The following is a 20,843-nucleotide window of genomic DNA, read 5'->3' on the forward strand; positions in this document are numbered from 1 at the left end:
TCTTCCACTTTGCCGCATATTTAGTTTAGGCTGCCCAAAATGAGGTTAGGCCACCCTTGCGTGGCATGTCCACGGCGAAAGGATCAGTGTGAGCGTTCTTCCAGGTTCGAACTCCATCGAGGCAAGCGAGAATTCGCTTGCACTGACAGGAGCTCAGCTCGGAATCTGGAACGCGCAGAGACTTGATCCGGAATCGCGGAGTTATCTCGTCGGTGAGGTGCTCGAGATTACCGGCGACGACGCGATCGATACCGCACTTCTGGCCGATGCCATCAGGGCGACGATCGGCGAGGCCGAGACCATGCGGCTGCGAATGATCGAGGCGCCGGACGGTCCTCGTCAGATCATTTCCGACGCCCCCGTCGGCGATATCCCGGTTGTCGACCTGCGGGCGGAGAGTGACCCGGTTGCGGTTGCTCACGCCCTCGTCGACGCCGAACGTGGTCGGGCGTCGGAATACTGCCGGGCAATGGTGGAACGCCCGCTGTACACGTACTCCCTGATCAGGCTCACCGATCGCGAAGTCTGGTGCATCCAGCTCTATCACCACTTGATTGTCGACGGATACAGCGCGGCAATGATCTCGCGCCGCGTGGCCGACCATTACACAGCGCTCGCGCGTGGAAGTGACGTAGCACCAACACGATTCGGCTCGATCGAGCAGCTGATTGCCGAGGACGAGGAGTACCGCGGCGGTGAGCAGTTTGCCGAAGACCGCGACTACTGGCGTGACGCCCTTACCCCGTTGCCGGCGTTGGACGGTCGAGGCAAGCAGGTCGCGGGGCCCGCAGAGCGAACCATTGCTGTCCGCAGTGTGATGTCTGCCGACACCCTGACCAAGCTCAAGGCAGTGGCGGCCAGGACCGGGACGACTTGGGCCGAAGGACTCATCGCCTGCTACGGAGCATTTCTGCATCGTCTGCTGGGCGAGTCGGATGTTGTCATCGCGATGCCGCTCATGGCCCGGGTCGGGCGCACGGCGCTCCGGACTCCCGCGATGGCTGTCAATGTGCTGCCATTGCGCCTGACGGTCCGCAGCGGTGACCGACTCGGCGACCTGAGCAAGCAGGTCGCGGCGTCGATGAAGAGCATGCGTGCTCATCAGCGCTACCGTGGTGAGAACCTGGCCCGTGATCTCGCAGTAGCAGGCAGCGGCGCGTTGCTTCACGGAATCGGTATCAATCTCAAGGCATTCGACTTCGCTTTGGACTTCGCCGGCGCTGTGGGCGTGTTGCGCAACGTTGCAGGCGGGCCGCCGGAAGACCTCGGCTTGACTGTCACGCCTATTGCAGACGGTGAGGTGCTCCTCGGGTTCGAGGTGGACGCCCGCACCAATACTCGTGAATCGGTGGAACGACGACTCGCGGGATTTGTCAGCATCATCGACGCGATGGTCGGGGAGAACGACCCGGCCGTCGGGCAGGTGGACCTCCTCTCCGCCGCCGAGGCTGACCGAATTCTGGTCGACCGCGAGAGCGCGCCGAGCGCCGGCCGGATCGAGCACGTTGCAGATGTCTTCGATCGTGTTGTCGCCCAACAGTTGGAGGCCACTGTCCTGGTGTGCGGAGATGAACGTCTGACCGGCGGCGAGCTGGGCGCACGCGTCTACCGACTGGCACGCGCGTTGCGAGCCCGAAGCGTCGGACCCGACGACATCATCGGGATCGCTTTGCCGCGTACGACGGACATGGTTGTTGCACTGCTCGCGACGCTCGAAGCCGGTGCCGGCTACGTCGCGCTGGATCCCGAGCATCCGGTCGAGCGTCTGCGGGCTCTGATCGACGATGCTCAGCCAAAGGTCGTGCTCTCCACAGGTGCTCTGGCGGAGCAACTTTCGGGGGATTCCCGGCCGGATCCGGTGGTAGTGGAGTCCGAGGCGCTACTCGAGGAACTCACGCGTTACTCCGATCTGCCTCTCGCCGCGAGTGAATTGGCCGCCCCGCGTCACGCGGACCACCTCGCTTACGTCATCTATACGTCCGGATCGACGGGCACACCCAAAGGTGTTCTGGTGCGTAGCGGCGGACTCGCGCATTTGCTACACCACCACAGCGCGACGATCTACGGTGACGCTGCGAACCGAGTGGGCGGGCGACAACTGCACACCGCACATACGGCCTCGTTTGCCTTCGATGCATCCCTCGACCAGTTGCTGTGGCTGCTGTGTGGGCATCGAGTGCATGTGTACGACGAGGAGCTTCAGAAGGACGCAGACGCACTGGTTTCCGCGTTCGCGCGCGATCGGATCGACGTCGTCGACACCACCCCGTCGATGGCTACGGCACTGGTCGACAGTGGATTGCTCACGGGCGCTCATCCACTGGCGTTGCTGGTTGTCGGCGGTGAGGCCGCGCCGCCTGCGCTCTGGGATGCGATCATCGCTGCGAACGTGCCGGCCCAAAACCTGTACGGGCCAACGGAAGCGACCGTCGACGCGATTGCTACTGCCGTGCACGGCGCCGAACCCCGAATTGGCTACCCGCTCGCGGGAACCCGCGCGTATCTCCTCGACAGCGCGTTGAAGCCGGTTGCCGACGGAGAGCGCGGAGAGCTCTATCTGGCTGGTCCACAGTTGGCCAGGGGATATCTCGGGCGGGAAGCTGCGACAGCGGAACGATTTGTTGCCGACCCCTTCGGCGCTCCCGGTGAACGCATGTACCGCGCCGGCGACCTGGCTCGCTGGGTGCCTGGCCGCGGATACGAATTCATCGGCCGCGGTGACAAGCAGGTCAAGATCCGCGGTCATCGCATCGAACTCAATGAGGTCGAAGCGATTCTGGGTACCGCACCCGGCGTCGGCGCTGCCGCCGCCGTCATTCGCACCGACGGCGGACGCCCGAGTTTGGTCGGCTACGTCGTGGCAGTGGCCGGTGCGACTTTGCCGCAGCAGGACGAACTACGCCGTGATCTTGCGACGAAGGTACCGGATCACCTGGTGCCTTCGGTTGTTGTTGTCCTGCCCGAACTTCCTGTGACCGTCAACGGGAAACTCGATCGAGCCGCGCTACCCGCGCCGGTTGTGGAATCAGCAGGTCGTGCCGCATCCACGCCGCGCGAGCAGATTCTCTGCGCTGTGGTGGCGGAAGTTCTGGGACGGGACCGAGTTGGTGTCGACGAGGACTTCTTCGGCCTCGGTGGTGACAGCATCACCGCAATCAGCGTCAGTAGTCGGCTACGTGTCCGCGGAGTGATCATTGCTCCGAAAGAACTTCTGGCGCAGCGCGATTTGGGGACCATCGCAGCCGCGGCCCGCGAGGTGGCCGAAGACGACAACCGCGCAGCTACTGTAGTCGACGTTGCGACCGGCGCGGTCATCGCACCACCGATAGTGCGCGCACTGACCGACAAGAACCCCACCGACGAGTCCATATCCGGTTACGCACAGTGGACCGCTGTGCGTATCGACGAGGTGGTCGCGTTCGACGACATCCGATCAGGGGTCCAGACGATCCTCGATCGCCATGATGCTCTGCGTCTTTTGCTACGACGCGGAACCGGCGGCGGCACTACCGAATTGATCGTTCGCGATTCAGGTACGGTGCGCGCAGAGGGGATCGTGAGCGAGATCGCGGGAAGTGTCGACGCTCAACTGATCCAGCGCACCGCTGAAGAAGCTGCGGCGCAACTCGATCCGCGCGCAGGCAATCTCCTGCGGGTCGTGTTGCTGCGAACCTCAACCGGTCAACCGGATCAGTTGATCGTCATTGCGCACCACTTGATCGTCGACGGTGTTTCCTGGCGGATTCTGCTTCCCGATCTGCACGAGGCAACCGATGCTGCGCGCGAACACCGATCCGCCAAGCTCGGTGTCTCGGGTAGTTCGTGGCGTCGGCACGCGGGTGTGCTCGCGGAGTTCGGGGCTTCGGGCACACTGCGATCCGAACTCGACTACTGGAAGACGGCAGCCGGAATCACGGGAACGGGCAGCGCGGGCAATGCTCCGATCGGCGCTCGTCGACTCGACCCCACGACGGACACCGTGAGCACCGCGGCCCGCACCACAACCGTGGCGTCGGCAGCGGTGACCGAAGCAGTTCTGACAGCGCTTCCCGCGGCGTACCGAGCGCGGGTAGACGAGGTGTTGCTGGCAGCGTTGATGTTGGCGGTGCGTTCGTGGCAGAACAGTCGTGGGCACGAACTGGGTGATACGCAGACAGTGACGGTCGAAGGACACGGCCGTGACCCGCTGACCGACGACACCGACTTCGCCGGAACAGTCGGCTGGTTCACCAGCGAGTTCCCGGTTTTGGTTCCCACCGACGCAATTTCGAGCCGCGATGCCCTGATTGACGCTCTGAGTGGCGGTACAGCGGCCGGTGCTCTGCTGCGCAGCGTCAAGGAGTCGAAGCGAGCTGTTCCGGGCGGGGGTGTCGGCTACGGCGTGCTGCGCTACCTGGATCCTGTTGCGGCGCCGGAATTCTCCGACGCCGTTGGGCCTGAACTTCTGCTCAACTATCTGGGACGCTTCCCGTCGTTGCCGGGAACCGGGTGGAGGCTGCCCGAGCACGACGCATTCTCTGTTATCGAACCGGCAACAAAGGCAATGTCGGAAGTGTTGGCGCTCAACGCGTTTGTTCGCGAAGACGGTGACCCCCAGTTGGCTGTCGAGTGGACGGTAGCGGGCCGCGTGCTGGACGCCGCGACCGTGGATGAACTGCACGGACATTGGGATCACGCTCTAGCGGCACTCACCGCGCATGCGGCACTCTGTGCCGGCGGATTGACCCCCTCCGACTGCTCGGCTGATTGGGTCGATCAGGACGGCATCAACGAACTGGAGTCGATTCACGGCCCGCTCGCCGATCTTCTTCCGTTGTCCCCGTTGCAGGAAGGGTTGCTGTTCCACGCTGTTCGAGACGGCGTTGCAGATGTTTACACCCTCACCGCTCGATTTGATCTCACCGGACCCTTGGATGACGCGCGACTGGCTGACGCATTCGAGACGGTCATCGACCGGCATCCGAACCTGCGCGCAGCGTTCCACTACGAACAGTTCGATCGCCCGGTGCAGGCAATTCCGCGTTCGGCCAAGGTCGCCTGGCGATCTGTCGATTTGACGACGGTACCGAAGGCGGCAGCACTGCGTTCGGCGCAGCGCTTGGAGGACGAAGCTGCCGAGCACATCTTCGATGTCGGAATGCCACCGTTGTTGCGCGCCCTACTGATTCGTCTCCCCGGTGATGTTCATCGGCTGATCCTCAATGCGCATCACCTGCTCACCGACGGCTGGTCCACGCCCATCGTCCTGCGCGAATTGATGAACGTCTACCACGACGGTGACGCCGGTCTGCCGGCGCCGACTCCGTACCGCGACTACCTGGCGTGGATCGCCGACCGCGACGAGGATGCGCAGCGGGCAGCGTGGAGCGAGCGTCTACGTGGGCTGACCTCCCCGACACTCGTTGCCGACGGACAGTCGGAACGAGGCGTGCCGGTGCAGGTGCCGGTTCCGCTGTCGGACACGGACGCCGCAGCGCTGATCGAACTCGGACGCGCCCGCGGTTTGACTGTCAACACCCTGGTCCAAGGCGCCTGGGCTGCAGTTCTTGCCGAGTTGACCGGGCAGTGGGACGTTGTTTTCGGAGCGACGGTTTCCGGTCGTCCCGCCGACCTTTCCGGTGTGGAAGCAATGGTCGGATTGTTCAGCAACACCATCCCGGCGCGGCTCGACATTGCTGCCGACGTGCCCCTTCTCGACCAGTTTGCCGGTCTACAGAACGCACAATTCGATATACAGGACGTCGAGCACGCCAGTCTGGCAGAGATCGAGCGAATCGCGGGAATCGGGCAACTGTTCGACACACTTCTCGTTTTCGAGAATTTCCCGAATTCCGGAGCCGGCCAGCCCAGCTCGCACGAGCTGCGCGTCAGTAGCTTCACGAACCGTGGTGTCACGCACTACCCGATGACGCTGATGGCACCGCCGAGCCTCGGTCTCGATCTTGTGCTCTATCACGACCCTGTTGCCATTCCCGAAGACACCGCTGCGCGGGTGGTGACGCGATTGGGCGAGATTCTGGGCAGTGTTGTTCACTCGCCGTCGTTGCCCGCGGGGCACCTTCTCGACGTCGTGAAGCGCGTGTCGGTGCGCAGATCTTCACCGACGCCGATCACGTCGGACGCGGCGGCTACGGGTGGCGCAGACCCTGTCATCGTGGATATGGTGTGCCATTGCGCTGCAACGGTGTTGGATCTTCCCACAGTGAACCCGGCTGACAACTTCTTTGCCCTCGGCGGTCATTCGCTGACCGCTATGCGTCTGGTGGGAAGCCTGCGCAAGCTGGGCTTGCGCGTATCGGTTTCGGATGTGTTCGATACACCGACCCCGTTGGGGCTGGCCGGCGTTGCAAGGATTGACAACACGAAGTTCGTTGCGCTCGAGTTGGACTCCGCGGTGGCAACGGCCGAGGACGTTGTCGGGGATCAGAGCGAGGTGCGCCGCGGCCGGGCAGAGCCGGGAAATCCTGACGACGAACAGTATTGGGTTCAGGTGCTCAGCGGTCTGCCGCTCGACCTGGATCTTCCCTACGACCGAACTCCGTCACCGGCGTACCGTGCCCACACGTACATTCGGCAGTTGGGCGAAACCGTCTACCGGGATTCGGTGTTGCTGGCTGCTGTTGCCACCACGCTGAGTACCTTCGGCGCGGGCCGCGACATTGCCGTCGGATTGGTCGAGCCCGAAGCGGAGTCGATCATTCGGGTCGACCTGAGCGGCCGTCCGACCTTTACCCAGGTCGTGGACCAGGTCGAGAATGCCATGTCGGGCGCCCGTTCGCATTCCGACGTGAGTCTCGATCGACTCGCGAACCTCCTGGATCGCTCTCGGGCAAGTCTGTGCGCCGCTCGTGTGGGACATACCGACGATACCGCCGTCGATCTCGAATTCAGCCGCGCTGGTTCCGAGGTTCACCTGACCGTCAACGCTGAGGTGTACGACGGATCCACCGCCGACGCTCTACTCGACACCGTGATCTCGGTACTCGAGCGCGGGGCCCGACGCGGGGATCTTCCCGTTGCCGAATTGCTTCCGCCAGTGGTTCATCCGCACAACGACCCGCCACGGCGGCTCGAGGCTCCCGCAGGAATATCGATCCTGTTCGAGCGGAACGTCGCCACGGCACCAGACGGCATCGCGCTGGTCTCCGGCAAGTCAACGCTCACCTACCTCCAATTGTCCCGCCGGGTCGACGAATTGGCGCGTGAACTTGTTGCGGCCGGTGCCGGGCCGGAGCAGGTGGTTGCCGTTGCTCTGGACCGTTCCGTTGATCTGGTGGCAGGACTGCTGGCTGTTCTGCGCATCGGTGCGGTGTACCTGCCACTCGATGTCGATTATCCGGCCGAACGGCTCGAGTTCATGATCGAAGATGCCGCACCTGTGTGTGTTGTGACGAGTTCGGATGTGGCAGGGCAACTTCCGTCGACTGCGCCTGCGGTAGTGCTCGTGGACGAAGCATTGACGAGTGCAGATGTCGTTCTTGCGGAACCGCGACCGGCCGGTGAGCACCTTGCCTACGTCATTCACACCTCGGGTTCGACAGGTCGACCCAAGGGAGTGATGGTCAGCACCGCCAATCTCGCGGCGTTTGCCGAGACTGTGATCGGCGATCATTGGATCAGGCCGGGTGATCGCATTGTTGCTGTGACCACGGTGTCCTTCGACATCGCCGCGCTGGAACTGTTGTGCCCGCTGGCTGCCGGTGCCACCGTCGTGCTCGCCGATCGGGGGACGGTCCGTGATCCGGATGCCCTGCTGGAGTTGATCGCGCAAAGCCGTGCCACCGTCATGCAGGCAACTCCGTCGCTGTGGCGAGTTGTCACGGAACACGAGAATGCGCACCACCTTCGACAGGTTCGAGCGTTGGTGGGAGGAGAAGCATTACCGCAGGATCTAGCCGATGACCTGGTGACCTTCTGCCCATCGGTGCGCAACGTGTACGGCCCCACGGAAGCGACAGTGTGGGCGACGTCGGCGGTACTCGAACACGATGATCGGGTCACGATCGGGCGGCCGTGGACCGACGTCCACGTTCGGGTGCTCGACGACGATCTGCGGAACGTTCCGGAAGGTGTTGCAGGCGAGCTGTATCTGGGCGGTTCGCAGGTTGTTCGCGGATACCTGAACCGCCCGGACCTGACGGTCGCCAGATTTGTGGCGGATCCGAGCGTGCCGGGCGCACGCCTGTACCGCACCGGCGATCTGGTTCGACGCAGGAACGGTGTGCTGCAATTCCTGCGGCGCGCAGACGATCAGGTGAAGGTCCGCGGATTCCGTATCGAACTCGGTGAGGTCGAGGGCGCGCTCTGCGCTGTCAGTGGCGTGTCCCGCGCGGCGGCCACCGTCCGAATGGATGCGGCGGGCATCGCCACTCTGCACGGATATGTTGTAGCCGAAGTCGGTACCGGGCTCGATTCGGCTCTGGTTCGCAAGGAAATTGCGCTGCTGCTTCCCGAACACATGGTGCCGCAGACGCTTACGGTGTTGGACGCGCTTCCGCTGACACTCAACGGAAAGGTCGACCGCAAGGCTCTTCCCGAAACGGCGCCCGATCGGTTGCGCCGCCCGTTGGTGACCGTCGACGCCGATCGTCGGGCACGGCTCGACATCCTCAGCCCGGGTTGGCGGGATGTAATGCCTCTCGGCCCGTTGCAGGAAGGTATGTACTTCCAGTCGGTACTCGACGGCGCCGGCGGCACTGACGTCTATCACATGCAGCCGAAATTCGAGTTCTCGGCGGAAGCCGATGTGGACGTGTCTGCGCTGCGCGCGGCGGGTGATGCTCTTCTACGCCGCTACCCCAACCTGCGTGCCGGCTTCACTCACGCCGGGTTCGACGCTCCGGTTCAGTTTGTTCCGCTGGCGGCCTGCATGCCGTTCCGGGAAGTTGACCTGAGCAATACTCCGGCGAGCGAGATCGAGGGTGCAGTACAGGCACTCGACGAAGCAGAGTTCGCCACTGTCTTCGACCTGAGCGCTCCACCGCTGATCCGAATGGTTCTGGCGTGGTTGCCGGGCGGCGGCGCGCATCTCGTCTTCACCCAGCATCACCTGCTGACCGACGGTTGGTCGCAGACGCTGATGTACGCGGAACTGTTTGCGCTGTACGAGTCTGCTCGTTCGAACGGCACAGATCCGGTCAACCTGGACTCGGCGCTGGAAACCCCGGCGGATTTCCGTGATCACCTGCGCTGGATCGCCGAGGCGGATCGCCCGCAGGCTCTATCGTCGTGGAAGAGCTATCTGGCAGACCTCGAACAGCCGACGCTTGTTGGCGGGACCGGTTCCGGCGGTAGCGCGCCGCTTCCGGTATTCACCCGAGTTGTGTTGGAACAGAGCATCAGTAACGGCGTACGGGAACTTGCTCGCAGGTCAGGTGTGACCCTGTCTACGGTTGTCTCGGCGGCGTGGGGACTGGCTCTGCGAGCAGTGACCGGTCGCGACGACGTCGTCTTCGGTTCGACGGTGTCGGGGCGCACACCTGAGGTGGACGGCGCGGACCGCATGGTGGGTCTTGCGCTCAACACCATTCCGGTGCGCATGAATGTTCGCCCCTGGGAGCGGATCTCCGATCTGCTCGGACGGTTGTTCCGCGAGCAGGGTTCACTACTCGAACATCACCATGTGGGTCTCGGCGACGTTCAGCGCGCGGCCGGATTTGCCGCACTGTTCGACACGCTCTACGTTTTCCGCAATACCCCTCGCGACGAACAGGCACGCCAGGACACGTTCGGGCGCAGCGGAATCGTAGGATTCGACGCGGTGGACGGCACCCACTACGCGCTCACACTCGATGTCGATCCCGGTGTGGGTGACGCGTCGATGGCACTTGTTCTCGAGAACCGGCCGGATCTGGTTCCCGGCGATGTGGCGCACGACGTCCTGGCTCGTACCGAAGCGATCCTCGAACTGATGGCACGTTCCGAGGCGGCGACCGTGGCCGACACGGCAGTTCCGCGCGCACAGACGCCTGACGAGTTCGTGTCGCAGCGCGTCACGATGCCCCTGCCCGGTGAGCCAGGCGGTAGCGTCGACGCGTTGTTGCGAGAACGAGCATTGGCAACACCCGACGACACAGCACTCGTATTCGGCGGCGTCACATTGAGCGCCGCGCAGATGAACACGCGAGTTGATCGGCTGGCACGAATACTTGCAGCGTCCGGCGCGGGGCCGTCCAGCGTTGTTGCGCTTGCTCTTCCGCGGACAGCGGATCACGTGGTGGCGATCTTTGCCGTCATGCGAACCGGAGCTGCGTACCTCCCGTTGGATCTCGCGCATCCCGCCGCCAGGTTGCGGGAGTTGATCGAAGACAGCAATGCTGCCGTGGTCATCACCACTACCGATCAACACGATCTCATCGCGGCTGATAGCCGGACAAGCATCGTCATCGATCTGCCGAACATCGTTGACATTCTTGACGGCCGCGCCGAGACGCCCACAGTTGCCGATGCAGCTGTAGGCGGTCCGACATCGGCGGATCAGCCTGCCTACGTGATCTACACGTCGGGCAGCACCGGAAAACCCAAGGGCGTTGTGGTGGGCCACCGCGGACTGACCACGATGTACCACAACCACAAGGCCGAAATCTTCACGCCGACCGAAAACAGTGCTGCCGGGCGACGATTGCGCATCGCACACACGGTGTCCTTCTCCTTCGACATGTCGTGGGAAGAACTGTTCTGGCTCCTCGCCGGTCATGAGGTTCATGTGATCGACGAGCAAGCGCGGCTGGATCCGGTGTCGTTGGTCAAGCACTACCAGTCCGTCGGCATCGATGTCGTGAACGTGACGCCCTCGTATGCACGGGAATTGATGGCGGCCGGACTTCTCGACGGTGAACACACTCCGGCGCTGGTCATGCTCGGCGGCGAAGCGGTTCCCGCGGAATTGTGGTCGCGGTTGCGTGATCAGGACGGCGTCGACGGCTACGACCTGTACGGCCCCACCGAGTTCACGATCAATGCGATGGGCTCGCCGGTTCGTGCAAGTGACACTCCGTGCTTGGGGCGGCCGATCCTCAATGCGTCGGCGCGGGTGCTTGATTCAGGCCTGCGCGAAGTCCCGATCGGGGCGGCAGGGGAGTTGTACATGTCCGGTGACGGAACAGCGATGGGCTACCTCGATCGGACCGCTCTGACGTCGTCGGTATTTGTCGCCGACCCGTTCAGCGTCGGCGGGCGCATGTACCGGACCGGTGACGTGGTGCGTCGGCGGCGCGACGGGGAACTCGAATACCTCGGACGCGCAGACCATCAGGTGAAGATCCGAGGAATCCGGATCGAACTGGGAGAGGTGGAATCTGCACTGGTGGCGTGCCCCGGCGTGCTTCGCGCCGCGGCGACAGTTCGGCATGACAACGGTGCAGCTCCACGGCTGATCGGTTATGTGATTCCCGAAACCGGTTGTGCGCCGGCAGACCTACGGGCTGTTATGCGGGAACGTGTACCGGCGCACCTGGTTCCGTCGGATATCGTCACCGTGGCGTCGATTCCGCTGACACCCAACGGAAAGCTGGATCGAGCGGCGTTGCCCGCGCCGCCGACCCGGGCTGCAGCGCGCGAACCTCGCACCGAGACCGAAAGGCAACTGTGCCAGGTCTTCGCGCGTGTTCTCGGTGTCGACACCGTCGATCCGGAAGAGAGCTTCTTCGACCTCGGTGGAGACTCGTTGCGCGCCATGCGATTAGTGGGCGAAGTGGAACACGAACTCGGAGTCGGCGTCGGCGTGGGAACGCTGATGGCACGTCCGAGCGTTGCCGAACTTGCTGCCTATATCGCAGACGGTGCGCTTGATGTGGACCTCAGCCGTGATCACCTGGTGTCGCTGCGGGCCGAAGGCGCCGCCGAACCGTTGTTCTGTGTTCACCCGGCCGGCGGATTCGCGTGGCCCTATGCTCCGCTGACCGGGGTGCTCGAGGCTGATCGTCCGGTGTTGGGACTGCAGTTGCCGACGCTCACCGGCGAAACCCTCGAGGCTGCGAACGTGGATCAACTGGCATCGCTGTACGTGGAGACGATTCGCGGTGTGCAACCGGAAGGTCCCTATCACCTCCTCGGATATTCGTTCGGTGGCAACGTCGTTCACGCGATGGCTGCGCAGTTGGCGGAGGCGGGACACGCGGTAGGATTCACCGGCCTGATCGACACCCATCCGCTCGCAGGCGGGTCAGATGAGAACCGCGAAGACCGCGGCACCGAAGAGGACCTGGCAGCGGCACTCCCTCCGGAGCTCCTCGCGCAGGCACCCGTGCTGGTCGAGTTGGTGCGAACCGGATTCGATGCCACTCGTTCACTGGCGTCGGGTTCGGTAGACGCGAATTACGCCGGGTCGGTTACTCTGATCACCGCTGACGCGGGTGTCTCCGGGGAAGTGCTGGCCGATCGCTGGCGCACAATCCGGGGCGACCAAGAGCTTTCTGTCCACCACCTACCGTTCGACCACGCCGGATTGGTGACCCCATCCGGTTGGGCGGCAATTGCGCCACTGCTCGACAGTCATCTGTCGCAGCTCACAAACCACACAGTTGGAAACACAATGGGAGTTGAATGATGAAGTCCACACCGCCCCTCGCGATTCGGAGTTGGCGACGATTCGTCGCGATTGCGGGTCTGTTGATCGTTGCACTCGTTGCGATGATCGGTTGCAGCAGCGCGTCCTCGGACGAGCCTGCAAAGGCAGACGAACCTACGACGCGTGTGATCGAAACCGAGAAGGGTTCGGTCACCGTGCCGGCGTCGGCTGAACGCATCGTGGTGCTCAGCGGTGGCCTCGCCGGCTACCTCTATGCACTCGACGCACCCGTAGTCGCAACCGACACACGCGTTTTGGGTGTGACGAACCTCGATGGCGGCTTCCCGCCAGCCTGGGCAGCGGATGCAAAGGCCCAGGGCACCAAGGAATTGCCCGCCGGTGAGCAGCTCAGCGTCGAAGCCGTCGCCGCAGCTCAGCCCGACCTGATCATCGGTGGTGGACAGGGTGTCACCTCGGTGCAGGCTGAGGAGCTCTACGACCAGCTCACAGCAATCGCGCCGACCGTCCTCGTGCCGCGCACCGTTGCCGCATGGGACAAGCAGCTCGAGATCGTCGCTGACGCAGCCGGACGCTCCGACCAGGTTCCGGCTCTGATGGATGCCTACGATGCCAAGGTCAAAGAGGTAAAGGGCAAGATCACCGTTCCCGAGGGCAACGTTGTCTACATCCTCTCGCTCGCGAACAACAAGCCGTACCTCGTGCCGCCGACTGCCGCTCTGCCCGCGATGCTTGCAGAACTCGGATTCAAGGCCGACGACGTCATGACAAAGGCCGGAAACCCACAGCTCTTCGGCTCGGGTGACTCGTTCGAGGTCAGCCCGGAAATGCTCTCGCAGGTTGCCGACGCCCCTGTCGCATTTGTCATTCCGGTATCCGGACGCCCGATGGCAGAGCTTGCCACCGATCCGCTGTACTCGCAGCTTCCTTCCTTCAAGGCCGGAACGACGTTCGAGCTTCCCGCGACCAGCTACCGTCCTGACTACGACGGCGCAATGGCGACTCTCGACCTGATCGGTCAGACCTTCGGATGACCCGACTCGGTGGGCTGGTCATCGACGTATCACCATTGCGGACCAGCCGTCCCTTCCGGTACGCGTTCTCCGCGCGAATGATCTCACTGCTCGGGATCGGACTACTTGTCGTAGCCGTTCCCGCGCAGACGTACCAGCTCACCAAGTCGACCTTGCAGGTTGCCGGAGTGTCCACGGCGATGGCCATCGCCATGTTCGTCGGCAGCCTGTTCGGTGGGGTGCTCGCTGATCGATACGATCGGCGACGCACTATCCAACTTGCCCGCAGCGCTGCGGGTCTCGGATTTGTGATCCTCGGGTGCAACGCTCTGCTTCCGCATCCGTCCATGTGGGTCATCTATGTCGCAGCGGCGATCGACGGCTTGGCCGGCGGCGTCAGTAGCTCCGCCCTGATGGCTTTGATGCCGGCGTTGCTGCCTCGCGAGAAGATGGCGGCAGCCGGCGCACTGGTGGCGTTGACCACCGATGTCGGGACGATGATCTCACCGGCGATTGCCGGCGTGATCATCGCTTCCGGCGGTATTCCCGTGACGTACTTCGTGGCTGCCGCGGCCACGGCGGGCACGGTTACTCTCTTCCAGGCTGTCGGACCGGCGCCGGCACCCGGCACCAACCACGAAAGCCCCGTCCGCTCTCTCGTGACGGGAGTGAAGTTCGCTGGTACCCATACCGTGATCCGCGGGATCCTGATCAGCGGATTGCTGGTCATGTTTGTCAGTGGTCCGATGGTCCTGCTTCCGGCCTTTGTCGACGACGTACTCGGCGGTGGCCCCACGATGCTGGGTCTGCTGTATGCGGCGCCGGCAGTGGGCGCGGTGATCGGTTCGCTGACCAGCGGATGGACTGGGCGCGTTCACCGCAGCGGTGCGGCCATGTTGATATCGGTTGCGCTCATGCCGCTCGGTTTGGTGATTCTCGGGGCTTCGGGGGCTGCATTCCTGGCCTTCCTCGGTCTTGCCGGATTCGGGCTCGGACGGGCCCTGAACGACATCTTGCGCTTCGCCGTCCTGCAGCAGAACACGCCGGACGAATTGCGTGGACGTGTGTCGAGTCTGTGGATGGTGCAGGCCGTCACCGGTACGGCGATCGGGTCCATGGCAGCGGGATTCCTCGGGCAGTGGCTCGAACCGGGTACTGCTCTGCTGGCCCTGGGGATTGCAGGCCTGACGTTGGGACTGATACTCCTCGCAACACTGGGTTCGGTGCGGCGGGTAACTTCGGAGGTAATCGTGCTCGATCGCCCAGGCACTCGCCCCGGCACTGCGGTGCCCGTCGCCTCTGCGGCACGGGAAAAGAAAGGTAGTTCATGAATCGAGGAGACCACCTCGCGGCCATCGCCGACGTGCTGGCGGGAACCAGCGGCGCAAAAGTGCCGTACCCCATCGGCATTCGCGAACTCGAAGTTGTTCGCAGCACCATGGTCGGATCCGGGTTGTTGCGATTGACGTTGGGTGGACCCGAACTCGAAGGGTTCGAGTCGCATGCTCCGGATGAACATGTGCGTTTGGTTTACCCGAACGAGGACGGAACACTTCGACTGCCCGAGCGTGATGGAACCATGCTGAAATGGCCTAGGCCGCTTCCAATCTCACGCGAATACACCGTCCGTCGATACGACGCGGACCTGGCAGAACTGGACATCGACTTCGCCCTTCACGAGGGTGGCTTCGCTTCCGATTGGGCCCAGGCCGTGACGCCGGGAACTCGGATTCATGTGGCGGGACCGCCTGGTGGCGTCATCGTGCCGTGGACGTACGACCGGTACCTCCTCGCGGGCGATATCACCGCGCTGCCGGCGATTGCCCGGTGGCTCGAGATGCTGCCGGAAGCTGCATCCGGGTGGGCGTTCATCGAAATTACCGACGCTTCAGAGCAAATCGAGTTGACGGTCCCCGAGGGCGTCGAGGTCAGATGGCTACACCGCGGTGACGTGCCGGCCGGACATTCCGATCTGCTCGAGCAAGCAGTTCGAACTGTCACCGTTGCCGAAGGTGAGCGTATCTACGCCTGGATCTCCGGCGAAGCCACCAGCCTCAAGCCGCTTCGCAGGTTCGTTCGCGACGACCTGAAGTTGGACAAGGGCGATTACCTGATCACGGGTTACTGGAAGCGCGGCGTCGCCGATTTCGACGAGGACGACGAAGACTGAACTGGAAAAGGCGTCCCCGCGGGGACGCCTTTCTCGGAGTTTTCAGAAAAACGTGTGGACCGATCCTACGACGCGATAATGCGCATCGACCTCGGGAATCAGGGACCATTTGTCGAAAGTCGTGCACGGGTGCGAGATTCCGCAGCCCAGGAGATCACCGATACGCAAGTCGAAATCTGCCGGCAGATCGACGTACGCGTGCTGATCGTTGAGTGCAGAGACGGACAGTTCCCGAGCTGACTGATTGGACCCGTCTCGGCGTCGCCACAGTACTGTGGGAAAGCCCGCGTCGGAACCCACGTCGCGACGACCGAAGCCGAGGATCGCATGGCCAGGCTCAGGTAGGGAGAGCACAACACCCCAGACCTCAGCAGCTGCCCGCAAAGTTCGCGGACCATCTGCCCATGGCGAGGTATCAGCGTAGAGGCCGTGATCGTGAGTGATGTAGCAACCACTGCGAAGTACGACGCGCACACCGTTGTCTGTTGCCCAACGGCCGGCCAACTCGCGGACGACCAGATCGTGGAATGCGCTGCCGCCGAAGGTAACCAGGGGGAGCGGGGCTTGTGTCGAGTTGTTTTCGAACAGGTTCTCTGCGACGCAGATCTCGGTGAATACTCGCGCGGATCTGAGATACGAATCGACGGAGATGCGGCGGGCGGCCACGGAGGCGCCCGGCATCATGCCCTCGAACCCCTCGACTCCGGTGAGGACGAGTGACTGGGCCTGTGACGCTGCGCGGGCAACGTCGAGCGCCTGATCGAGAGTGCGTGCCCCGGCGCGACCGTTGTCGTAGCCGAGTTCGACAAGTACTCGGATTCTGCTACTCGGTGAGACTTTTGCGATCAACCGCTCCATCAGCTGGACGCTCTCGATCGAGTCGACCAGGGTGGCGACGAAGAATGTGGGATCGCTCGACTGCACATCACAGATCCATCGAATGCCCGCCGGGTCGAGTACTTGGCTCGCGATGACGATGGTGTCGACTCCGAACTCGCGGAGAATGCGGGCCTGCGCGACAGTGGCCGCGGTCATTCCCCACGCGCCTGCGTCGAGTTGCCGACGAACCAACTCCGGACTCATCGTGGTCTTCGCGTGAGGCGCCAGGTCTACATCGTGGTCGGCACAGAACTGCGCCATGACGGCCACGTTATGTGAGACCGCGTCACGATGGAGTGTCATCACCGGGAGTGGGAGGTCGCCGTCGAGAGCGGAGATCCCCAACGCCTCGAGGTCGGAACTGTGCAGACCGTGGAGGTCGGTTCCGAAGGCTTTGTGCTGCCAGCCGATCGGTGGGTTCGTGTGGTCGGTCATGCCGTCGTAAGTGCCTTTGACTGGTAGTGACGTGTTCATGAGTGAAAGACTTTCTGTCAGAGCTTTTCCGGTCACGAGCGGCGAATTGGTCGACCTGGCAGTGCATCCTCGACGAGGAGGCCTCCATCTACGACGGGTATTCCGCCGACCAGTACCCGGCTGATTCCACTGGAAGGCCGAGTGCCGTCGACGTAGGTGGCGTTGTCGGTAATTCTATCGGGGTCGAAGACGACGATGTCGGCGTCGCTGCCTGGGCTGATCCGCCCTTTGAACGACATCGCGGGAACTGACTCCTCCAAAATCTGGGCCGGGATCACTGTGCAGCGAGCGATGACGTCCGACAGCGACAGTAGTTGACGTTCGCGATACAGCGTGCGAATTGCACGTGAGTAGGTACCCGCGCCGCGAGGATGGCCGAGTGCAGTCGGGGGCAGCGGCCACTGCAGTGCGTCGGCCGGGGTCCGGCCGGGCCACGTCAGTGGCATCGCGTCGCTGGCTATTGCAGCTCGATCGAAAGTCATTGCCCGTTCGAGGAATTCGCGATGCACGGTGTCGTTCTCGTCGAGGAACTCCACCAAAACGAGGCCGCCGGGGTCGGTCGCCCGAAGATGTTCCAGCTGCTTGCGGTCCGCGATGCGTTCGCCGGTGGGCACGAATGTCAGCGATCGCGGTGTCAGATTCATCAGGTGCAGCTTGTCCGGATCGAGAAAGGCAGCGCCGACCGCAGTCGACCCGGAACCGTACGGATACGCCTCGGTGGTGACGCGTGAGCCTGCTTCCTGAACGCGCGCCACCACCGCCAGAGAATGGTCGACGTGTGCCCCCGAGGTGCTGTTGACATGGCAGTAATGCATGTGAGCGCCGGTTTCGGCTGCAGCCCGGGCGATTTCGACGGCGCCGTCCACCGGACTCGACGGATCCATCGAAATGAGCGGCCGCGCATGGGTATAGGTAGGCACACCCGCTCGGGCAGCGAGCGTCGCGACCTGCAGGTATTCCGCAGGGTCGGACTTCGGGGCGTATCCGACCACGACCCCGATTCCGAGAGCTCCTGCGGCGAGGTCACTGTCGATGAGTTCGAGAATGTGTGCGCGCTGCGCCGGCGTCGGCTCGCCCTGCCAACTCGGCGCACCCAGGTGATGAAGAAGTGTTCGGATGTCGCCGTCGGGATCGGCGCCGGCAAGTTCGATCATGCGGGCGTGTGCCCACGATGTTGCGTAACCGTAATTGATCGGGCGTCCTTCGGAAGCCGCTCGCGAGTACGCCTTCGCGACGGGTATGACCCCGGCCTCGAGTTCGAGGGCCGTCGTGACTCCGTCCATCGCCTGCAGTCGTTGCTCGGCGATTTCCTGTCCGTGGCTGTGCATATCGATGAACCCGGGGCAGATCACCTGCCCGGTCACGTCGATTGTCCGGAGGGCGTCGATCGCGTCGTGGCCCCAAGCGGACACCGTGCCGTCGGTGATCGCGATATTGCGAACCTCGTCGGTGCCCGATGCCGGATCGACCACGCGGCCGCCGGTGAACACGATGTCGTGGACCTGCATAAGCGTTGCACTCCTGTCGTCGATCGATAGTGTCCCGATGGTTTCACGGGTGCAGCTCCGGATTCTGGTGTGAACGTCCGAAATGGAGGCGTGCTCACCGTTCTGCAGAACAAGAATCTGACGCTCACGAATGTGAAGGTGAGGGGGAACGACCAACACGACTGGAACAGATTCGACGGAGGGCACGGATGCACGTCTATATTTCGGTGGACATGGAGGGTATCGCGGGTATTGCGACTCTCGATCAGACGGTTCGCGGTGGCAGCGGGTATCCGCGGGCGCAGGCGCTCATGACAGCAGAGACGAATGCTGCAATTGCCGGTGCGTTCGACGGCGGCGCGACGAGCGTCCTGGTCAACGACAGCCATGGAACGATGGACAACCTGATTCACGCTGATCTGGATGCTCGTGCGCGGGTGATCTTCGGTTCTCCGAAGTTGCAGTGCATGGCCGAGGGGCTGACGTCGGATCACGACATAGCGCTTTTTGTGGGCTATCACGCGCCTGCGGGTGGGCCCGGCGTCCTGGCCCATACGTTCTCGAGTTTGTTCGCTGACGTTCGACTCGACGGTAAGTCGGTGTCCGAGACCGATGTCAACACTCTGTACGCAGCGACGCAGGGTGTTCCGGTAGGTCTGGTAAGCGGCGACGACATTATCTGCGCCCTGGTGGATGCAGCTTCGCCGACGACGGAGACCGTGGAGGTCAAGAAGGCGCATGGATGGTCGGCTGCAAACTCGCTGCCTCCGTCGCTCGCGTGCGAGCACATCAGGGCAGGAGCGGAACGTGCGGTGCGCAAGGCCGACATGCTGAAACCCGTAGCGCTCCGGGACGAATGGACGCTCGAGATCGTTCACCCCACGACTACGGCTGCCGAGCTTGCCGAGGCTGTTCCCGGTTCGAGGAGGACCTCGGACCGCACCATCTCGCACACTCTGGGCAGTGTCGACGACATACTCGGTTTGATCACGGTCAACTCACGATTGGCCGCGGTCGGGGTCAAGACGATTGTGACGGTTGCCAATCGAACCTGATTCGCCGCTGCGCAGTCGGGGAAGAGTTTGGTGAGCCACGACGAATTCGAGTCGGAAGGACAGTAGTCCTGGACAAGATCTGCGGTAGCCGGTTCGGCCAAGCTTGACGGGAGTAGTCGACGTCGGTGACAGGAGTACCTGAGAGTGGACAAGAAGACAATGGTGGCGGACTTGGCCGCTTTGGTGATCGCCGAGTCACCCAGTTCAGATCTCGCGGCGGTCGACGCCTGTGCGGACGTGGTTGCCGAGATCGGGGAACGCCACCTCGGAAGTGCGCCCGAACGCATCCGTATCGACGGACGGCAGCACTTGCGGTGGGCATTCGGCCCGGAGCCGAAGGTGATGCTCCTGGGGCATTTCGACACCGTGTGGCCGCTCGGAACACTCACTGAACTGCCCTGGTCCGTCACCGACAACATCGCCACCGGCCCCGGAGTCTTCGACATGAAGGCCGGTATCGTCCAGCTCTTTCATGCGCTCGCATCTCTCCCGTCGCTCGACGGCGTAGTCGTGCTCCTCAATTCCGACGAAGAAATCGGCTCCCCGACTTCGCGCGCACTGATCGAGGAGAACGCGCGCCAGGTCGAGGCGGTGCTGGTCCTCGAAGCCGCCGCCGACGGCGCGGTGAAGACAGCGCGAAAGGGCATGTCGCTCTACTGCATCAACATCGAGGGACGCGCCGCGCACGCCGGCCTGGAACCCGAGCGGGGTGTAAACGCTGTCGTGGAACTCGCGCATCAGATTCTGGCCGTGGCGGAACTCGCGGATCCGGCCGCGGGAACGTCAGTGGTCCCGTCGGTCATCAGCGGCGGCACCACAACCAATACCGTTGCAGCGCAAGCGCAACTATGGTGCGACGTTCGGATGTGGTCCGCGAAGGAACAGGAACGCATCGATCGTTCGATCCGTGAACTGGCACCGGTGCTGGCCGAAAGCCGGATTTCGGTGACGGGAGGTCCCAACCGCGGACCGCTCGAGGCCGCGTCGTCGGAGAAGCTGTACTTCCTCGCCCATCAGATCAGCAGCGAGAGCGGGCTGGGGATGCTCCGCGACTGCGCGGTCGGCGGTGCGTCGGACGGAAACTTCACCGCTGCAGTCGGAACCCCCACGTTGGACGGCCTCGGCGCCGTCGGCGGTGGCGCCCACGCAGCTAACGAACACGTAGAGATAGATCAGATGATCCCGCGTGCCACGTTGTTGGCCGGTTTGGTGAGTCGAATCCTCAAGGGAGGACTGTAA

General features: G+C 63.3%; 8 protein-coding genes. 6 read left to right on the forward strand and 2 right to left on the reverse strand.

Annotated elements, in window-relative coordinates; translation table 11 throughout:
- The first annotated feature begins 88 nt into the window (after positions 1–88).
- Genes V2B23_RS00550 through V2B23_RS00565 form a run of 4 tightly spaced genes read left to right on the forward strand, consistent with a single transcriptional unit; the run spans position 89 to position 15,709 of the window.
- Entirely contained in the window at positions 89–12,547 is a 12,459-nt protein-coding gene (locus V2B23_RS00550; protein WP_430948555.1) for an amino acid adenylation domain-containing protein, read from the forward strand.
- Complete coding sequence (locus tag V2B23_RS00555; protein ID WP_430948556.1) at positions 12,547–13,560, forward strand: Fe2+-enterobactin ABC transporter substrate-binding protein; 1,014 nt, start codon at positions 12,547–12,549, stop codon at positions 13,558–13,560. Before V2B23_RS00550 ends, V2B23_RS00555 begins: the two co-directional genes overlap by 1 nt.
- On the forward strand, positions 13,557–14,870 hold the full coding sequence (entS, locus tag V2B23_RS00560; protein ID WP_430948557.1) for an enterobactin transporter EntS: 1,314 nt from the start codon (positions 13,557–13,559) through the stop codon (positions 14,868–14,870). The genes V2B23_RS00555 and entS overlap by 4 nt, the downstream gene beginning before the upstream one ends.
- Positions 14,867–15,709 carry a siderophore-interacting protein gene (locus V2B23_RS00565; protein WP_430948558.1) on the forward strand — a complete coding sequence of 281 codons (843 nt, stop codon included), beginning with the start codon at positions 14,867–14,869 and terminating at the stop codon, positions 15,707–15,709. The genes entS and V2B23_RS00565 overlap by 4 nt, the downstream gene beginning before the upstream one ends.
- A gap of 42 nt (positions 15,710–15,751) precedes the next feature.
- Here V2B23_RS00565 and V2B23_RS00570 read toward each other — a convergent pair whose 3' ends face one another.
- The gene (locus V2B23_RS00570; protein ID WP_430948559.1) at positions 15,752–17,062 is read right to left on the reverse strand and encodes an alanine racemase; all 1,311 of its coding nucleotides are present in this window, start codon (positions 17,060–17,062) and stop codon (positions 15,752–15,754) included.
- 32 nt (positions 17,063–17,094) lie between these two features.
- A complete protein-coding gene (locus V2B23_RS00575; protein ID WP_430948560.1) occupies positions 17,095–18,570 on the reverse strand; it encodes an amidohydrolase family protein in 1,476 nt (491 codons plus the stop codon).
- 188 nt (positions 18,571–18,758) lie between these two features.
- Here V2B23_RS00575 and V2B23_RS00580 point away from each other — a divergent pair, with 188 nt between their 5' ends.
- Complete coding sequence (locus V2B23_RS00580) at positions 18,759–19,604, forward strand: M55 family metallopeptidase (protein WP_430948561.1); 846 nt, start codon at positions 18,759–18,761, stop codon at positions 19,602–19,604.
- A 144-nt stretch (positions 19,605–19,748) separates the two neighbouring features.
- Entirely contained in the window at positions 19,749–20,843 is a 1,095-nt protein-coding gene (locus tag V2B23_RS00585; RefSeq protein WP_430948562.1) for a M20 family metallopeptidase, read from the forward strand.

It is taken from the genome of Rhodococcus sp. 24CO (genome assembly GCF_050586165.1).
Taxonomy (GTDB): Bacteria; Actinomycetota; Actinomycetes; order Mycobacteriales; family Mycobacteriaceae; genus Rhodococcus_F.